The sequence below is a fragment of the Roseibium sp. RKSG952 genome, from assembly GCF_009711355.1.
Genome location: NZ_SMMF01000893.1, coordinates 1 through 14,880, shown reverse-complemented (window position 1 = coordinate 14,880; position 14,880 = coordinate 1). Strand labels below are relative to the sequence as shown.

General features: G+C 55.8%; 12 protein-coding genes and 1 pseudogene. 11 read left to right on the top strand and 2 right to left on the bottom strand.

What is annotated here, in order from left to right:
* On the bottom strand, positions 1-912 hold the full coding sequence (gene coxB, locus E1297_RS15085; protein ID WP_155139588.1) for a cytochrome c oxidase subunit II: 912 nt from the start codon (positions 910-912) through the stop codon (positions 1-3).
* Between the two features lie 176 nt (positions 913-1,088).
* Here coxB and tldD point away from each other — a divergent pair, with 176 nt between their 5' ends.
* The 5 genes from tldD (at position 1,089) to E1297_RS15060 (ending at position 8,149) form a co-directional block, all read left to right on the top strand.
* Positions 1,089-2,510 carry a metalloprotease TldD gene (gene tldD / locus E1297_RS15080; protein ID WP_155139586.1) on the top strand — a complete coding sequence of 474 codons (1,422 nt, stop codon included), beginning with the start codon at positions 1,089-1,091 and terminating at the stop codon, positions 2,508-2,510.
* A gap of 239 nt (positions 2,511-2,749) precedes the next feature.
* Positions 2,750-3,901: a DNA-processing protein DprA gene (gene dprA, locus E1297_RS15075; protein ID WP_155139584.1), complete on the top strand. Its 1,152-nt coding sequence runs from the start codon at positions 2,750-2,752 to the stop codon at positions 3,899-3,901.
* A 174-nt stretch (positions 3,902-4,075) separates the two neighbouring features.
* Entirely contained in the window at positions 4,076-6,715 is a 2,640-nt protein-coding gene (topA, locus tag E1297_RS15070) for a type I DNA topoisomerase (protein ID WP_155139582.1), read from the top strand.
* A gap of 103 nt (positions 6,716-6,818) precedes the next feature.
* Positions 6,819-7,523 (top strand): CoA transferase subunit A, encoded by a 705-nt coding sequence (locus E1297_RS15065; protein WP_155139581.1) that lies wholly within the window; start codon positions 6,819-6,821, stop codon positions 7,521-7,523.
* A complete protein-coding gene (locus E1297_RS15060) occupies positions 7,523-8,149 on the top strand; it encodes a CoA transferase subunit B (protein ID WP_155139579.1) in 627 nt (208 codons plus the stop codon). The genes E1297_RS15065 and E1297_RS15060 overlap by 1 nt, the downstream gene beginning before the upstream one ends.
* Before the next feature lie 41 nt (positions 8,150-8,190).
* Here E1297_RS15060 and E1297_RS15055 read toward each other — a convergent pair whose 3' ends face one another.
* Positions 8,191-8,913, bottom strand: a complete 723-nt coding sequence (locus tag E1297_RS15055) for a lytic transglycosylase domain-containing protein (protein ID WP_368669568.1) — start codon at positions 8,911-8,913, stop codon at positions 8,191-8,193.
* Positions 8,914-9,405: 492 nt separating this feature from the next.
* On the opposite strand from E1297_RS15055, the gene E1297_RS15050 reads away from it, so the two are divergent.
* From E1297_RS15050 to E1297_RS49840, 6 genes and pseudogenes are all read left to right on the top strand, one after another.
* Positions 9,406-9,600 carry a hypothetical protein gene (locus E1297_RS15050; RefSeq protein ID WP_155139560.1) on the top strand — a complete coding sequence of 65 codons (195 nt, stop codon included), beginning with the start codon at positions 9,406-9,408 and terminating at the stop codon, positions 9,598-9,600.
* 505 nt (positions 9,601-10,105) lie between these two features.
* Entirely contained in the window at positions 10,106-10,987 is an 882-nt protein-coding gene (cpaB, locus tag E1297_RS15045; protein WP_155139558.1) for a Flp pilus assembly protein CpaB, read from the top strand.
* A 194-nt stretch (positions 10,988-11,181) separates the two neighbouring features.
* Positions 11,182-12,588 carry a type II and III secretion system protein family protein gene (locus tag E1297_RS15040; protein WP_155139557.1) on the top strand — a complete coding sequence of 469 codons (1,407 nt, stop codon included), beginning with the start codon at positions 11,182-11,184 and terminating at the stop codon, positions 12,586-12,588.
* 17 nt (positions 12,589-12,605) lie between these two features.
* Positions 12,606-13,244, top strand: coding sequence for an OmpA family protein (locus tag E1297_RS15035; protein ID WP_155139555.1), 639 nt, complete (start codon positions 12,606-12,608; stop codon positions 13,242-13,244).
* Between the two features lie 197 nt (positions 13,245-13,441).
* On the top strand, positions 13,442-14,677 hold the full coding sequence (locus tag E1297_RS15030; protein WP_155139553.1) for an AAA family ATPase: 1,236 nt from the start codon (positions 13,442-13,444) through the stop codon (positions 14,675-14,677).
* A 23-nt stretch (positions 14,678-14,700) separates the two neighbouring features.
* A pseudogene (locus E1297_RS49840) lies at positions 14,701-14,880 on the top strand (hypothetical protein); the annotation flags it as partial.

Sequence of the window (14,880 nt, the reverse complement as noted above, 5' to 3'; positions counted from 1 at the left end):
TCAGTTCGATGCAACCTGATAGGCAGCCGGCTGACCCGCATATTCTTCAAGTGCACCTTGCAGCCACTGCTCGTAAGCCTCTTCGCTGACCACTTTGACAGTGATCGGCATGTAGGCGTGGTCCTTACCGCATAGCTCCGAACACTGACCGAAGTAGATGCCTTCCTTGTCTGCCTGGAACCACAGTTCAGCCAAGCGGCCCGGTACACCATCCTGTTTCACGCCGAAGGACGGGATGGTCCACGAGTGGATCACGTCTGACGCGGTAACCTGCATGACGACGATCTTGCCAACAGGCACAACAACTGCGGTGTCGGTGGCCAGCAGCCACTCGTCTTCGCTGTAGCCTGCGTCTGTCAGTTTGGCGCGCATTGCGTCATCCAGAACAAACGGTGTCACATCTGCGTCCGCAGGGCGTGCGCCTTCGTCCAGAGTTGCGGGGTGGCCCAGCAGATAGCTGTCGAAAGCAAAGTCATGATCGACATATTCGTAGGTCCAGTACCACTGGTTACCGACGACTTTGATTACAACGTCACCTTCCGGGATTTCCTGCTGCTTGAACAGCACCGGCAGTGAGAAGGCGCCGATAAACACCAGAATCAGGATCGGACCCAAGGTCCATGCGATCTCGACCGGAGTGTAGTGCGAGAATGCAGCGGGTTTCGGGTTTGCGCGCTGATTGTAGCGCACGATGCAATAAACCAGCAGTCCAGCAACGAGCACACAGATTGCGGTGATGATCACCAGAATCATATCGTCCAGACGCTGGATCCCATCCGCAAGGCTGGTGGCGGCGGGTTGGAAACCGATGCCGCCGTCGACCGGCTTGCCAATAATCTCAAGCTCCTGAGCCATGGCGGGAAGGCTGGAGAGGGCTGTGGCAAGCCCCGAAAGCATCAAAGCATTCTTCATGTTCTGTCCTGATCGTTTGATCTTTGCTTCTCTCGCGAAAAGGCGTGAATCGGTCACACCTCTCCCGTTGTCTTTGGCCGCGTTAAAAACCATATTCCGTCGGGTAGATAAAGCAAAATGCTTGCGTCAAACAGACGCTATTTTTGATCTGGATCAAACCCGAAAGGCAGCAACCGATGACTCAAGCCCCGTTTCGCCCTTTTGAAACCGCCCTTCCCCACGATGAAGCGCTGGCCGTTCTGCAGTCTGCCACAGCGGGTGCAGAGGACGGAGAGCTTTATGTTGAACGGCGTAAATCCGAGTCTCTGGTCTTCGATGACGGGCGTCTACGCACGGCTTCTTATGACGCCTCTGAGGGGTTCGGACTGCGCGCGGTTCAGGGTGATGTGGCAGGGTATGCGCATTCAACGGATGTCTCGATCCCTTCGCTAAAACGCGCGGCCGAAACTGCACGGCTGGCAGTCGGAGACGGTGGCGGAACGCTTGCCGATGCACCGCGCGCCACAAATACAAGGCTTTATACAGACGAAGATCCGATCGAATCCGCCAGCTTCCCGGTCAAGATCGATACGCTGCGCGAGATTGATGCATTTGCGCGCGATCTCGATCCCCGTGTGGTACAGGTCAGCGCAACTATCGCTGCTGCGGTGCAGGAAGTTGAGATCCTGCGCCCCGATGGTGTTCTTGTCCGCGATGTAAGACCGATGACCCGCCTGAATGTATCGGTGATCGTCGAACAGAAAGGTCGCCGTGAAAGCGGTTCCGCTGGCGGCGGTGGACGTGTGGGTCTTGATGGTCTGATTGATCCATCAGACTGGCAGGACAAGGCGCGCGAAGCGTTGCGCATCGCGTTGGTTAATCTGGATGCAATCCCCGCCCCTGCCGGCGTGATGGAGGTGGCGCTTGGCCCTGGTTGGCCAGGCATTCTTCTGCACGAGGCCATCGGTCATGGCCTTGAGGGTGACTTCAACCGTAAAGGAAGCTCAGCCTTCGCTGGCCTGATGGGACAGCAAATTGCCTCGAAAGGCGTGACAGTAGTTGATGACGGCACGATCCCGGATCGTCGCGGATCGATTACCGTGGATGACGAGGGCACCCCAAGTTCGCGCACTGTACTGATCGAGGACGGCATCCTGACCGGTTACATGCAGGACCGTCAGAACGCGCGATTGATGGGTGTTTCGCCAACCGGCAATGGGCGGCGGCAGAGTTATGCCCACAAGCCCATGCCACGCATGACCAACACCATCATGCTGGGTGGTGATGCAGATCCTGCTGAACTGGTGGCCGATATCAAGGATGGCATCTGGGCGGTCGGCTTCGGCGGTGGGCAGGTCGATATCACAAATGGCAAGTTCGTGTTTTCGTGTACCGAGGCTTACCGGGTCGAGAACGGCAAGATCGGCGCACCCGTCAAAGGCGCGACGCTGATTGGCGACGGGCCTTCGGCGTTGAAACGTATCCGCGGGTTGGGCAATGACATGGCATTGGATCCCGGGATGGGCACTTGTGGCAAAGATGGTCAATGGGTGCCGGTGGGCGTTGGCCAGCCAACCGTTTTGATGGACGGCCTGACCGTTGGTGGATCGGCAGCCTGAGTCGCAGGTCAGATCAGGCATTAACAGCTCGAGGTTAACTCGGGCTGTTGCAGTACCGAATATTGAAATCGCTATGCGATTTTCTCTTAAATATCCGCAGAAGCACTTATAATTAGATATCATATACTTACGAAAGTTCTTTGAAATATCCCAAGACAGACTTCTTAAAATTTTCGTCGATTCACAAGCTGTTAACCCCGCATCTCGTAAACCTGTTTTGCAATCAGGCGGAGCATCGGATGACCGAAGAGCAGCTATCTTCCAATCACCCCACACTCCCACCCACCACGGAAGAAGACCGGTTTTCTTGGCTTCGTCTGATGCGTTCGCGAAAGGTTGGTCCGGCGACATTCCGGCGCCTGCTGCGTGAACATGGCTCGGCGCAGAATGCGCTGGCCGCGCTGCCGGAAATGGCACGCGCTGCCGGAATCGAAGGGTATGAAATCTGCCCACCCGGCGTGATCGAGGCGGAACTCAAGGCTGCAAAGGCTGCGAATGCGCAGCTTTTGTGCCTTGGGGCCGCTGACTTTCCAAAGAGTCTGGTCGATCTATCTGATGCTCCACCAATGCTTTGGGCGATTGGGAACCTGTCGGTCCTACAACGCCCGATGATCGCATTGGTTGGGGCACGCAACTGTTCCTCGCTTGGGTCACGCATGGCACGCGCATTGGCATCGGAGTTGGCGGAGCATGGCTATGTAGTGGTTTCCGGCCTGGCGCGCGGGATCGACACTTCAGCTCATCTTGCAACTATGGCAACCGGAACCGTGGCGGTAATGGCTGGCGGTGTCGATGTGATTTACCCGACCGAAAACGCCAAGTTGGCGGAGGATCTGCTTGAGACCGGATTGCGCCTTTCGGAACAGCCGATGGGCGTAACACCTCAGGCACGGCATTTCCCACGCCGCAATCGCATCATTTCAGGACTGGCACAAGCGGTGGTCGTCGTGGAAGCCGCAGCAAAATCTGGCAGCCTGATTACTGCCCGGGATGCGTTGGATCAAGGGCGTGAGGTTCTTGCGGTACCCGGCCATCCTTTCGATGCGCGGGCGGCAGGGTGCAATCTGCTGATCCGGGATGGAGCCACCTTGGTTCGCTCGGCGCAAGATGTGATTGAGGCCCTTCCACAGCAAGCGACTGGTTCCGGCAATGAGCCATCTCTCTCCACACCTTGTCCGGATGTGACCCCCAATACTGCACAGAAAGGCAAGGATGGGCAGAGGTTGCATAACGAAATACTGTCCCGACTTGGCCCTTCGCCCATCGCCGAGGATCAGCTGATCCGCGATATTGCCGCTACGGCCGGAGAAATCGGTCCTGCGCTGGTCGATCTGGAGCTTGACGGGCGAATCCAAAGGCAGGCTGGTGGATTGCTGTCTCTGGCAAGTTAGGTGCCTGATTTGGGGGGCACCCCAGTCGTTATTGAATACAAACAGGCGATTATCCCCCTGAGATTCCGGTCGAAAACAGTCATTTTAAGGAACGCATTGACAATTCCTCCTTGCCCCACACATTTTGCACGGCCATAGAAGGCGCCAAATCCGTCGAGCGAGGTTTTTCACTAAATGCCTGTAGTTGTTGTAGAATCCCCGGCCAAAGCTAAAACAATCAATAAATACCTTGGCCCCGACTACACGGTTCTGGCCTCGTATGGTCACGTTCGGGACCTTCCACCGAAGGACGGATCTGTCGATCCAGACCACGAATTTTCGATGAAGTGGGAGGTCGGCAACGACAGCCGCAAACACGTCAAGGCGATCGCCGACGCCCTCAAGGAAGACAACGCACTGATCCTTGCGACCGACCCCGATCGCGAGGGAGAAGCGATTAGCTGGCACCTACAGGAAGCGCTGACCAAGCGCCGTTCCATTAAGAAGGATACTCCGGTAAGCCGGGTCACTTTCAACGCGATCACCAAAGAGGCGGTGACACAGGCCATGCAGAACCCTCGCGAGGTCGATATGCCTCTGGTCGAGGCTTATCTGGCCCGTCGCGCACTAGACTATCTTGTGGGCTTCAACCTGTCTCCGGTTCTGTGGCGCAAGCTGCCGGGCGCAAAATCGGCCGGACGCGTTCAATCCGTCTGTCTGCGCCTGATCGTCGAGCGTGAGATGGAGATCGAGGCCTTCAAACCAGTTGAATACTGGTCGGTCAAAGCACTGTTCGAAACGCCGCGCGGTCAAACCTATGAGGCACGCCTGGTCACTCTGGCTGGTAAAAAGCTGGACAAACACGATCTGGCCAATGCCACGCAGGCGGAACTGGCGGTTCAGGCTATCACCAGCCGCGCGCTGAGCGTGACATCGGTTGAGGCGAAACCAGCGGCGCGCAATCCCAGCGCCCCATTCATGACTTCGACTCTGCAGCAAGAGGCCAGCCGCAAGTTCGGCATGGGCGCGCGCCACGCTATGCAGGTGGCACAGCGGCTGTATGAGGCGGGTTACATTACCTATATGCGGACCGACGGTATCGACATGGCACCCGAGGCTGTTGCAGCCACGCGTGACGCCATCGCTGATCGGTATGGCGCGGAATATGTTCCAGACAGCTCGCGTATCTACAAGAACAAGGCCAAGAACGCCCAGGAAGCGCACGAGTGTATCCGCCCAACGGATATGACCCGTGATGCAAAGGCTCTGAAGGTTACGGATGAGGATCAGCGCAAACTGTATGACCTGATCTGGAAACGTACGATTGCTTGCCAGATGGCTGCAGCTCGGCTGGAGCGTACAACGGTCGAAATCGGCAGCGATGATGGTCAGGTTGGTCTGCGTGCCACGGGTCAGGTGGTGCTGTTTGACGGGTTCATGCGCGTTTACGAAGAAGGCCGAGATGACGTGGCCGACGAGGATGAAAAGCGCCTGCCACAGATCATGCAAGGCGATCCGGCTCGCTTTGCCAAATCCTCATTGCGGGATCAGTTCACGAAGGCGACCAGTGAAACTGGCGACAAGGTCGCGAAAGAGGCCGTTCTGTCCGAGAACGAATCCGTTCTGGCGTTGCAGCACCACACACAGCCACCACCGCGTTACACCGAGGCCACACTGGTCAAGCGGATGGAAGAGTTGGGGATCGGTCGCCCGTCAACTTACGCCTCGATCGTGACCACGATTCAGGACCGGGAATATGTGCGTAAGGACAAGAACCGGTTGATCCCTGAGGAGAAGGGCCGGATCGTTACGATCTTCCTGCTGAACTTCTTCCGGCAATATGTCGGGTACGAGTTCACTGCGAACCTCGAAGAACAGCTGGACGATGTCAGCGCAGGCGACCGGGATTACAAGGATCTGCTGGGCAAGTTCTGGCGCGATTTCTCAGCTGCAATTGGCGAGACGTCTGAACTGCGTATCTCGGAAGTGTTGGACAAGCTGGACGAGGCGCTGGCGCCGCAGCTGTATCCGCCAAGAGAAGATGGGTCAGATCCGCGTATCTGCCCGAAATGCGGCGTGGGCCAACTGCACCTCAAAACATCTCGGACCGGCGGTTTCGTGGGCTGTGGGAACTATCCGGAATGCACTTACACGCGTCCCATAGCCGGTGAGGGTGCCGAGGGGGATGAACGTTTGCTGGGCGAAGACGCAGGGGATGAGATCTGGCTGAAATCCGGGCGCTTTGGTCCCTATGTTCAGCGCGGTGAACCAACACCTGAAAACAAAAAACCACCTCGTGCTTCTCTGCCTCGTGGATGGAGTAAGGACGACATGGATCTGGAGAAGGCGGTGACTCTACTGAGCCTGCCGCGTCAGATTGGTGAACATCCCGAAGGTGGTATGATCAGTTCTAATTTCGGGCGATTTGGGCCTTACCTGATGCATCAGCTGCCGGAAGAGGCAAAGCCGGTCTACGCCAACCTCAAAGACCCCAACGATGTATTTGAGATCGGCATGAACCGGGCTGTGGAATTGCTAGCTGAAAAGCGCGCCAACCCTGGGCGACGCGGTCAGGCGGCTGCGAAACCGCTCAAAGAGCTGGGAGAGCATCCGGATGGCGGCGCCATGCAGGTTCTGGACGGGCGCTATGGACCTTATGTGAAATGGGAAAAGGTCAACGCGACCATTCCCAAAGACATCAAGCCGGAAGATGTGACGCAGGAAATGGCCATCGAACTGGTCAACGAGCGCGCAGCCAAAAAGGGTACCAAGAAAAAAGCGGCCCCCAAGAAAAAGACCGCTGCCAAGAAGACGACCAAAAAGGCGGCCACTTGACAGTCGGCTAGGTAGAAATACCACCTACCCCTTGGTTTCATTGACTTCCCCGTGACGCGGCGGCACAACCTGCGCCATCACCATGTCATTGGGGGAGTTTTCCATGAAGAAAGTCTATGCCAATGCCACCGAAGCGCTCGATGGAGTGATCTCGGACGGCATGATGATCGCGGCGGGCGGTTTTGGCCTGTGCGGTATTCCCGAGCTGCTGCTTGAGGCCATCAAGGACTCGGGCGCTCAGAACCTGACCTTTGCCTCGAACAACGCCGGCGTCGACGATTTCGGGATCGGCATCCTGCTGCAGACCAAGCAGGTCAAAAAGATGATCAGCTCATATGTCGGCGAAAACGCCGAGTTCATGCGCCAGTACCTGAGCGGTGAGCTGGAGCTGGAATTCAACCCGCAAGGCACACTGGCTGAGCGTATGCGCGCCGGTGGTGCGGGCATTCCCGGTTTCTATACCAAGACCGGCGTGGGCACTGTGATCGCTGAAGGCAAAGAGCACAAAGACTTCAACGGCGAGACTTACATTCTGGAAGAAGGCATCTTTGCCGATCTGGCCATCGTCAAAGCCTGGAAAGCCGACGACACTGGCAACCTGATTTTCCGCAAAACCGCCCGCAACTTCAACGTGCCCGCGGCAACCTGTGGAAAGATCTGCATCGCGGAAGTTGAAGAAATCGTACCGCGCGGCTCGCTGGACCCCGATGCAATCCACCTGCCCGGCATCTACGTGCATCGCATCATTCAGGGCCAGCACGAAAAGCGCATCGAACAACGCACCACCCGTAAGAAGGAGGAAGCATAATGCCCTGGGATCGTAATCAGATGGCCGCACGCGCGGCGCAAGAGCTTGAAGACGGCATGTATGTGAACCTCGGCATCGGCATTCCGACGCTGGTGGCGAACTATGTGGGCGACAAGGATATCACCCTGCAGTCCGAAAACGGTATGCTGGGCATGGGTCCCTTCCCTTTTGAAGGTGAAGAGGACGCAGACCTGATCAATGCCGGTAAGCAGACGATCACCGAACTGTCTCGCACGTCTTATTTCGACAGCGCGACCTCCTTTGCGATGATCCGGGGTGGTAAGATCGCTGCCGCTGTTCTGGGCGCGATGGAAGTCGATGAAGAGGGCGATCTGGCCAACTGGATGATTCCCGGCGTGCTGGTCAAAGGCATGGGCGGCGCGATGGACCTGGTGGCCGGTGTTGGCCGTGTGATTGTTGTGATGGACCACACCAACAAGCACGGCAAATCCAAGCTGCTGAAGAAATGCACCCTGCCGCTGACCGGAAAGAAGGTAGTGAATCGCATCATCACCAATCTGGGCGTTCTGGACGTGGTTGAGGGCGGCCTGAAAATCATCGAGATCGCCGAGGGCGTGACCGAGGACGAGATTCGCGCTGCGACTGAGGCCAATATCGTCAACTGATCCTGTAGATACGGAAAGGCCCGCCTGAGAGCGGGCCTTTTTCAATTCAGGGTCTGGAAAACGCACCCGTCAGAAATCAGTTCAGGTGGTGTGGCGCAAAGCGCTCGGGCGACCTGAAATGCCGCCAGAACTTTGGGAACGTAATCGCGGGTTTCGGCATAGGGTGGCACACCGCTGTGTTTCCGCACTGCACCCTCTCCTGCATTATATCCAGCCAGAACCAGGATCGGATCGTTCCCAAATTCCCCCATCAGCCAGTCCAGGTATTTTACTCCACCAGCTATGTTCTGCTCGGGCTTCAGACTGTCCTTGACCCCGAAACGTTCAGCAGTCGCAGGCATCAGCTGCATCAACCCCTGCGCGCCTGCAGAGCTGACAGCATCCGAGCGCCCTGCAGATTCAACGGAAATCACAGCAAGCACCAGCGCCGGAGAGACCTCGGTGCCTATTGTTGAGCGCAGAATATCGACCCCTCTTTGCTGTACGATATTCTGAAGGGTCTTCAACCGCGGTGAAGTAACACCCGTCGACGAAAGTGCCTGAAAAGCACTATCGAGTCGGCCAGCACCGGCTTTTGCCAATTCAGGTGAAATCGCTTCCCAGAATGCCTTGTATGACCCGACAGGTTTTTTTGGCGCATCTGGCAAAGGCAGATCGGCGGGCGGTTTTGCACGTGCAATGATTTCTGGCACCACCAACTCAGTCCCCGTGCTGGGAGCTGAAGGCGATGACGCGTGCTCTTCCTCGGTGATCTGAACAGTCACGCGCGGTCGCGCGCCGGGCTTAGGAGCCTTGATTCTTTTGTATACGCCGCGTGGCTCTACATCAGCTGCGGGCACAGGCGCCGCCGTTGCGAATAGCAACGCCAAAACGCCGGCGCATGTAAGTGCGTCCCGGAGATACATTCTGCCTGCCTCATCTTTTCTTTTGGGTTGATTTGATACGCGAATCTTCCCGCAAGGCCAGAAAAACAAAGCGAAATGGGGCGATTTCGCCTCATTTGGCGTAAATTTGCATCGCCCCCCACGGTTCCGCCAAATGGCGCAACATTTTTTTCCATTATTTTTCAGTTAGTTATAAAATAAATGACTAAAAAGTTAAGCTTGAGGCGAAAAATTCGCTGTTTGGCCCAATTCCTGCCACGCACGAAGAGCAATCATAGTGCCATGCCGAGACGATCGGGGGCTGACTGAGAGAGAAAGCTCTGACAAGACGCCGAGGTTAATTAGAGTTAGATCCTTTAGGAGGGACGAAACATGATCAAGTTCATCAAGAACTTCCGTAAAGACGAAGACGGTGCCGTAACTGTAGACTGGGTCGTTCTGACCGCTGCTGTTGTTGCTCTGGCTGCTGTTGCATACAACCAGGTTCGTACTGGTGCCAGCGATCTGGCAGACAGCGTAGAAAGCGCGCTGACCGGTGTTACCGTAACCACGCCGAACTTCAACTAAGTTAATCTTAGTCACACCAACCTCCAGTACTATTCTATAGGCTGTATGGTTGACCAAGCTATCTGGGGGCCGCGCCTTTCGTCGAAGGCGTGGCCCCTGTTTATAAAATCGCTGCCAATCTGGTGAAACTATGCCGATCAATCTAGCCGAGTTTCTTTCGAACGAAGACGGTGCCGTCACTGTAGACTGGGTTGTCCTGACTGCTGCTGTCGTGGGCCTTGGAGCAATTGCTTATGCGAGTCTCTCGACATCTTTTCAGCACGTGGATTCGCAAACTGGTTCGGCCCTCGCAAATATCGAGATCAGACGGCCTAACTTTTAAAGAAGGGGCGTAAATCGCCCTTTCCCGAGACTATTTCGGTGTTGTAGTCCGTTTAATCGAGAACCCGAAGAAAATCTCCGATTGTCCCCCTTTTCGACACAATTCGTATCTATACCCAATCGAGATGAATCCGCACCTCGTGTGGAGATTTGCCTAGAGTAACAGTAATACAAGGGGACGCGAATGCGTGCTGTATTTGGACTTGTCCTGATCGTTGGGGTCGCATTGGCCGGTGGTGCCGTTTACATGGCCCGCAACTATATTTCTGAGTATCAGGCCCAGCTGGCGCGTGAACGGCAGGCCGCCCAGGAAGCCTTGGCCAATGCCAAGGTTGATGTCGTTCCGACCGTAGAGGTCGTCGTATCGAATCGCACACTTAAATACGGCGAACCGCTGACGAAAGAAGATGTCCGGTTGGTTGAGTGGCCTGAGACCGCTGTTCCCGAAGGCAGCTTTACCGATATGACGATTCTGTTCCCTGAAATCGCAAACGGCGACCGATTCGTCTTACGCACAATGGAGAAAGACGAAGCTTTGATGGAGGTTAAGGTCACCAAACCCGGTGAAGCAGCTGGCCTGACCTCTCGTCTTGAAAAGGGCATGCGCGCATTCGCCATCAGCGTTGACGTCGCATCGGGCGTTTCAGGCTTCCTGCGTCCGGACGATATTGTCGATGTTTACTGGACCGGCTCGCTGCGCGGTGCTGTTCAAGGCGCTGACGGGGAAATCACGCGACTGATTCAAACCAACATTCAGCTGATTGCGGTAGACCAGACCGCCGGTTCCGACGTCACCGGCACAACGATCGCGCGCACGGTAACCGTTGCGGCGACGCCCGAACAGATCGCTGCTTTGGCGCAAGCCCAAAACACAGGGCGTCTTTCTCTGGCGCTAGTTGGCGTGCAGGACGAAACCATCGCATCCGCGATTGAAGTTGACCAAAGAAAGCTGCTGGGAATCGAAGAAGAGGCCCCGAAAGTCCAGCCTGTTCAGGAAAAAGTCTGCACCATCCGCACACGCCGCGGCGGAGAGACAGTCACAACTGAGATTCCCTGCACAAACTGACATCAATTCAGTCTGTTAACAGGTAAAGGCCACACGTATCGTGTGGCCTTATCTATTGGAATGTTGCGCATTATCCACATAAGGAAAATTCCGGAAACCATTGATTATTGCAATAAATCCCGAATTCGCGCAGTGTTTGGCACCATAGGGCGCAAGACCCAAAAAATCGAGTGGTGATCGGAGAGGCAGGTCACATGACAATACGTTCCTGGATTAGTGCATCCCTGTTGGGGATGGCACTTGTTATGAGCCCAGTTGGCAATGCCGCCTGGGCAGAAAACATTCGCGTGGTTAAAAACGGAACAGCTGAAACGCTGGATGTTCCGATGAACCGCGCAATCGTGGTGGAAAGCGAACAGCCGTTCGCGGAACTCAGCATCGCCAACGCAGGCATCGCTGATATCTCCTCGCTTTCAGACCGCACAATCTATGTTCTTGGTAAAGCGCCCGGTCTGACCACGCTGACCCTGTTTGATGGCGCAGGTAACCTAATCACGAACGTCCGGGTGCGCGTTGCACCGGATGTCTCTGAATTTAAAGAGAGACTTCGCCAGATTCTTCCGAATGAGCGAATCGAAGTTCGGACCGCAAATGACGGCATCGTGCTTTCGGGTGTTGTGTCCAGCTCGGCTCGATTGGCACGAGCTCTGGAACTGGCAGAACGGTATGCACCTGAGCGCGTATCGAATCTAATGAGTGTCGGTGGCGTACAGCAGGTAATGATGAAAGTCCGGTTTGCTGAAATGAACCGGTCGGTTGCAAAGAGCTTAACAGCTTCGCTTGGCTTTAGAGGAGGCGACGTAACGGGCGGCTTCAATGGCCTGAACACTAATTTCGCTCTTAACAATGCACTGAACAACAACATTCCTCTGACACAGACGAATACCGGCGCCATTCTCTTTGGTTTCGGTGTAGGTTCGACGCAAGTTCGTTTGTTGCTTGAGGCGCTGGAGGCCAAAGGCTTGGCTCGCAGCCTGGCGGAACCGAATCTGTCAGCCTTGTCTGGGCAGGAAGCGGAATTCCTTGCAGGTGGCGAGGTGCCAATTCCGGTTCCGCAGGATGACGGTGTTGTTGCCATCGAATACAAGACATTTGGCGTGCAATTGCTGTTCGTGCCGCGGGTTACAGACAGCGATGTGATCAACCTGGAAATGGGTGCGGTGGTGTCGAGCATCGATCCAAACTCGGAATTCACTATCAACGGCGACCGTGTTCCAAGCTTCATCACCCGCACCACGAGAACAACCGTTGAATTGCGGGATGGTGAGAGTTTTGCCATTGCGGGCTTGATTCAGGACAACTTTACTGACTCGAACAACCAGGTCCCGTGGCTGGGTGACGTTCCGGTCCTTGGGTCGCTGTTCCGCAGCTCTCAATATCAGCGTCAGCAAAGTGAACTCATGATTATCGTAACCGCACATCTGGTATCTCCGACACGTGGCGAAGCGCTGGCGCTACCCACGGATCGGGTAAAACCGCCCAGCGAATTCGATCTGTTCGTGAATGGCAAAGTCTCACGGACGACGCGCGATGGCAGCGGCGCAGCCTCGGAAGTCGCCAAACAAGGCTTTGGCAATTCCTACGGCTACGTGCTGGATTGATTGAGAGGATAGGACCAATGCAGAAGTGGATCTTAACACTGGGTCTTACAGTCGCTGTCGCTGGTTGTACTCGCGAAGCTGGCTATGAAATCGATCAAGGTACTTTCGGTAACGCGGGTCATCACAACACTCTGGTGATGACCGGCCAACTGACATACGGACAGATTCTGGCGCGTCGCTTTGCGGCAGAGGTACCGAGCCAGATCAACTTTGCCTTTGACAGCGCCCAACTGGACGCATCAGCTCAGCGCATTCTGTTGCAGCAGGCGGACTGGATCAAACAGTTCCCCGAGGCGCGGTTCCGCGTATATGGGCATACCGACGCTGTTGGTTCGGCCGGCTACAATAAGAGCCTGGGCATGCGACGCGCCCAGGCGGTTGTATCGTTCTTTGCCCAGCAGGGGATTTCACGATCGCGGCTTGAGGCTGTCGTTTCCTTCGGAAAGACGAGACCTCTTGTTGCAACGCAGGATCGGGATCGCCGGAATCGCCGCACGGTTACCGAAGTCTCAGGCTTCTTCGACAAGCATCCGCTGGTGCTGGACGGCAAGTACGCCGAAGTCATCTATCGCGAGTACGTCGAAAGCGCGACCGCCATCAGCATCATCCAAGCGGATGATGGCGGCGACGGCGGCGGCGGCGGCGGCGGACAATAAGTCCAGATTGGGCGGCATCGTCGCCCAATTCCCTACAATTGGTTCTTTTGCGCCAAATTCTCGCCCAAGTTTCGAGTGAATTTGCGAACAATAGGGTGACCTGCGGCCAGAATTGACCGCTTTAGGGCGACAGCAGACCGAATAGCGATTTTCGACGTTCTCTCGTTTGCTGCGCTCTCACGACGAGGATTGTGTTTATGACGAGCGCCACGCCGCAAGACGAAAATACTGCCATCCTGGCCTGCACGATCAGCCGTGATGTCCAGAATTTTGATCTGTTGATCGAAGACATGGAAGCTGCGCTGGGGGAGCGTTGGGGGGATCTAGGTTTTGCCGAAGCGCTCGCCTTCTTCAGCCAGCCCGAAGCCGAATCGCTTCAGTTCGTTGCCCTCGCGATTGACGGCGAAGACGAAGACAACTTGACCCTGATGGGCGAGATCATCTCGCAGGCCAAGGAAAAGAAGATCAAGGTTGTTCTCATCGCTGAAGATGTGACCCCTGCGTCATTGCATCAACTGCTGCGCAAAGGTGCTGACGAATTCGTCCCCTACCCTCTGCCGGAAAACGAGTTGCAGGAAGCAATAGACCGGATGAACAAGCCGGATCCGGTTCATGTACCGCAAGCTGACGCTGTGCATCTGTCGAATGGAGATTCCAAAGAAGGTGCGCTTTTTGTCGTTCAAGGTCTGGCCGGCGGTGTCGGTTCGACCACATTTGCGGTCAATCTGGCCTGGGAGTTGGCAACGGTGTCCGACAAGGATGCCCCCAAAGTATGCCTTATCGATCTGGACCTGCAATATGGCACCATCTCGACGTATCTTGACCTGCCTCGTCGCGAGACGGTGTTCGAGATGCTGTCTGATACGGCCTCAATGGACGAGGAAGTATTCGGCACCGCATTGCAGACTTACGAAGAAAAGATGGAAGTGCTGACTGCACCGTCGGATATGGTGCCGCTGGATATCATCACTCCTGAAGATGTACAGCGCGTGATCGACACGGCCCGCGCCCACTTTGATTATGTCATCGTGGATATGCCCAAAACGCTGGTCCACTGGTCTGAAACCGTTTTGCAAGCTGCGCATGTATATTTCGCCCTTATCGAGCTGGATATGCGCTCTGCTCAGAACGCATTACGCCTGAAACGCGCATTGCAAGCCGAAGAGCTGCCGTTCAACAAGCTTCGCTTTGCTTTGAACCGGGCCCCCAAATTCACCGACCTGAATGGTAAAAGCCGGGTCAAACGCATGGGCGAAAGCCTGGGCATTTCAATCGATCTGCAACTGCCTGATGGCGGAAAGCCAGTCATGCAAAGTGGCGATCACGGTCTGCCCTTGTCCAGTTCAGCAGCCAAAAACCCGCTACGTCGGGAAATCGCAAAACTTGCGAAATCGCTGCATAGCCTGGGCACAAGTGACGCCGAAGCAGCCTAACATCAGCCCGAGGGGGAGCCGCAGTGTTTTCACGATATAAGAAACAGCCCGCCGGACAGCCGGTTGAAACGGCGACCAACGCTCCGGCGCCAACCCCTGATGCCGCAGCTGCGCCAGCGGCAGCAAAATCGAACGCAATCGCTCGCAAGCCGCTGCAAAAGAAGGCTGCCGAGGTGACGGGATCTGATCGGGAACGCAAACGC

Bases quoted from the DNA above. Each gene is read 5' to 3' on its own strand.
- E1297_RS15060 (WP_155139579.1), top strand. From the start codon at position 7,523: ATGCCCTGGGATCGTAATCAGATGGCCGCACGCGCGGCGCAAGAGCTT.
- coxB (WP_155139588.1), bottom strand. From the start codon at position 912: ATGAAGAATGCTTTGATGCTTTCGGGGCTTGCCACAGCCCTCTCCAGC.
- cpaB (WP_155139558.1), top strand. From the start codon at position 10,106: ATGCGTGCTGTATTTGGACTTGTCCTGATCGTTGGGGTCGCATTGGCC.
- E1297_RS15050 (WP_155139560.1), top strand. From the start codon at position 9,406: ATGATCAAGTTCATCAAGAACTTCCGTAAAGACGAAGACGGTGCCGTA.
- topA (WP_155139582.1), top strand. From the start codon at position 4,076: ATGCCTGTAGTTGTTGTAGAATCCCCGGCCAAAGCTAAAACAATCAAT.
- E1297_RS15065 (WP_155139581.1), top strand. From the start codon at position 6,819: ATGAAGAAAGTCTATGCCAATGCCACCGAAGCGCTCGATGGAGTGATC.
- dprA (WP_155139584.1), top strand. From the start codon at position 2,750: ATGACCGAAGAGCAGCTATCTTCCAATCACCCCACACTCCCACCCACC.
- tldD (WP_155139586.1), top strand. From the start codon at position 1,089: ATGACTCAAGCCCCGTTTCGCCCTTTTGAAACCGCCCTTCCCCACGAT.
- E1297_RS15030 (WP_155139553.1), top strand. From the start codon at position 13,442: ATGACGAGCGCCACGCCGCAAGACGAAAATACTGCCATCCTGGCCTGC.
- E1297_RS15035 (WP_155139555.1), top strand. From the start codon at position 12,606: ATGCAGAAGTGGATCTTAACACTGGGTCTTACAGTCGCTGTCGCTGGT.
- E1297_RS15040 (WP_155139557.1), top strand. From the start codon at position 11,182: ATGACAATACGTTCCTGGATTAGTGCATCCCTGTTGGGGATGGCACTT.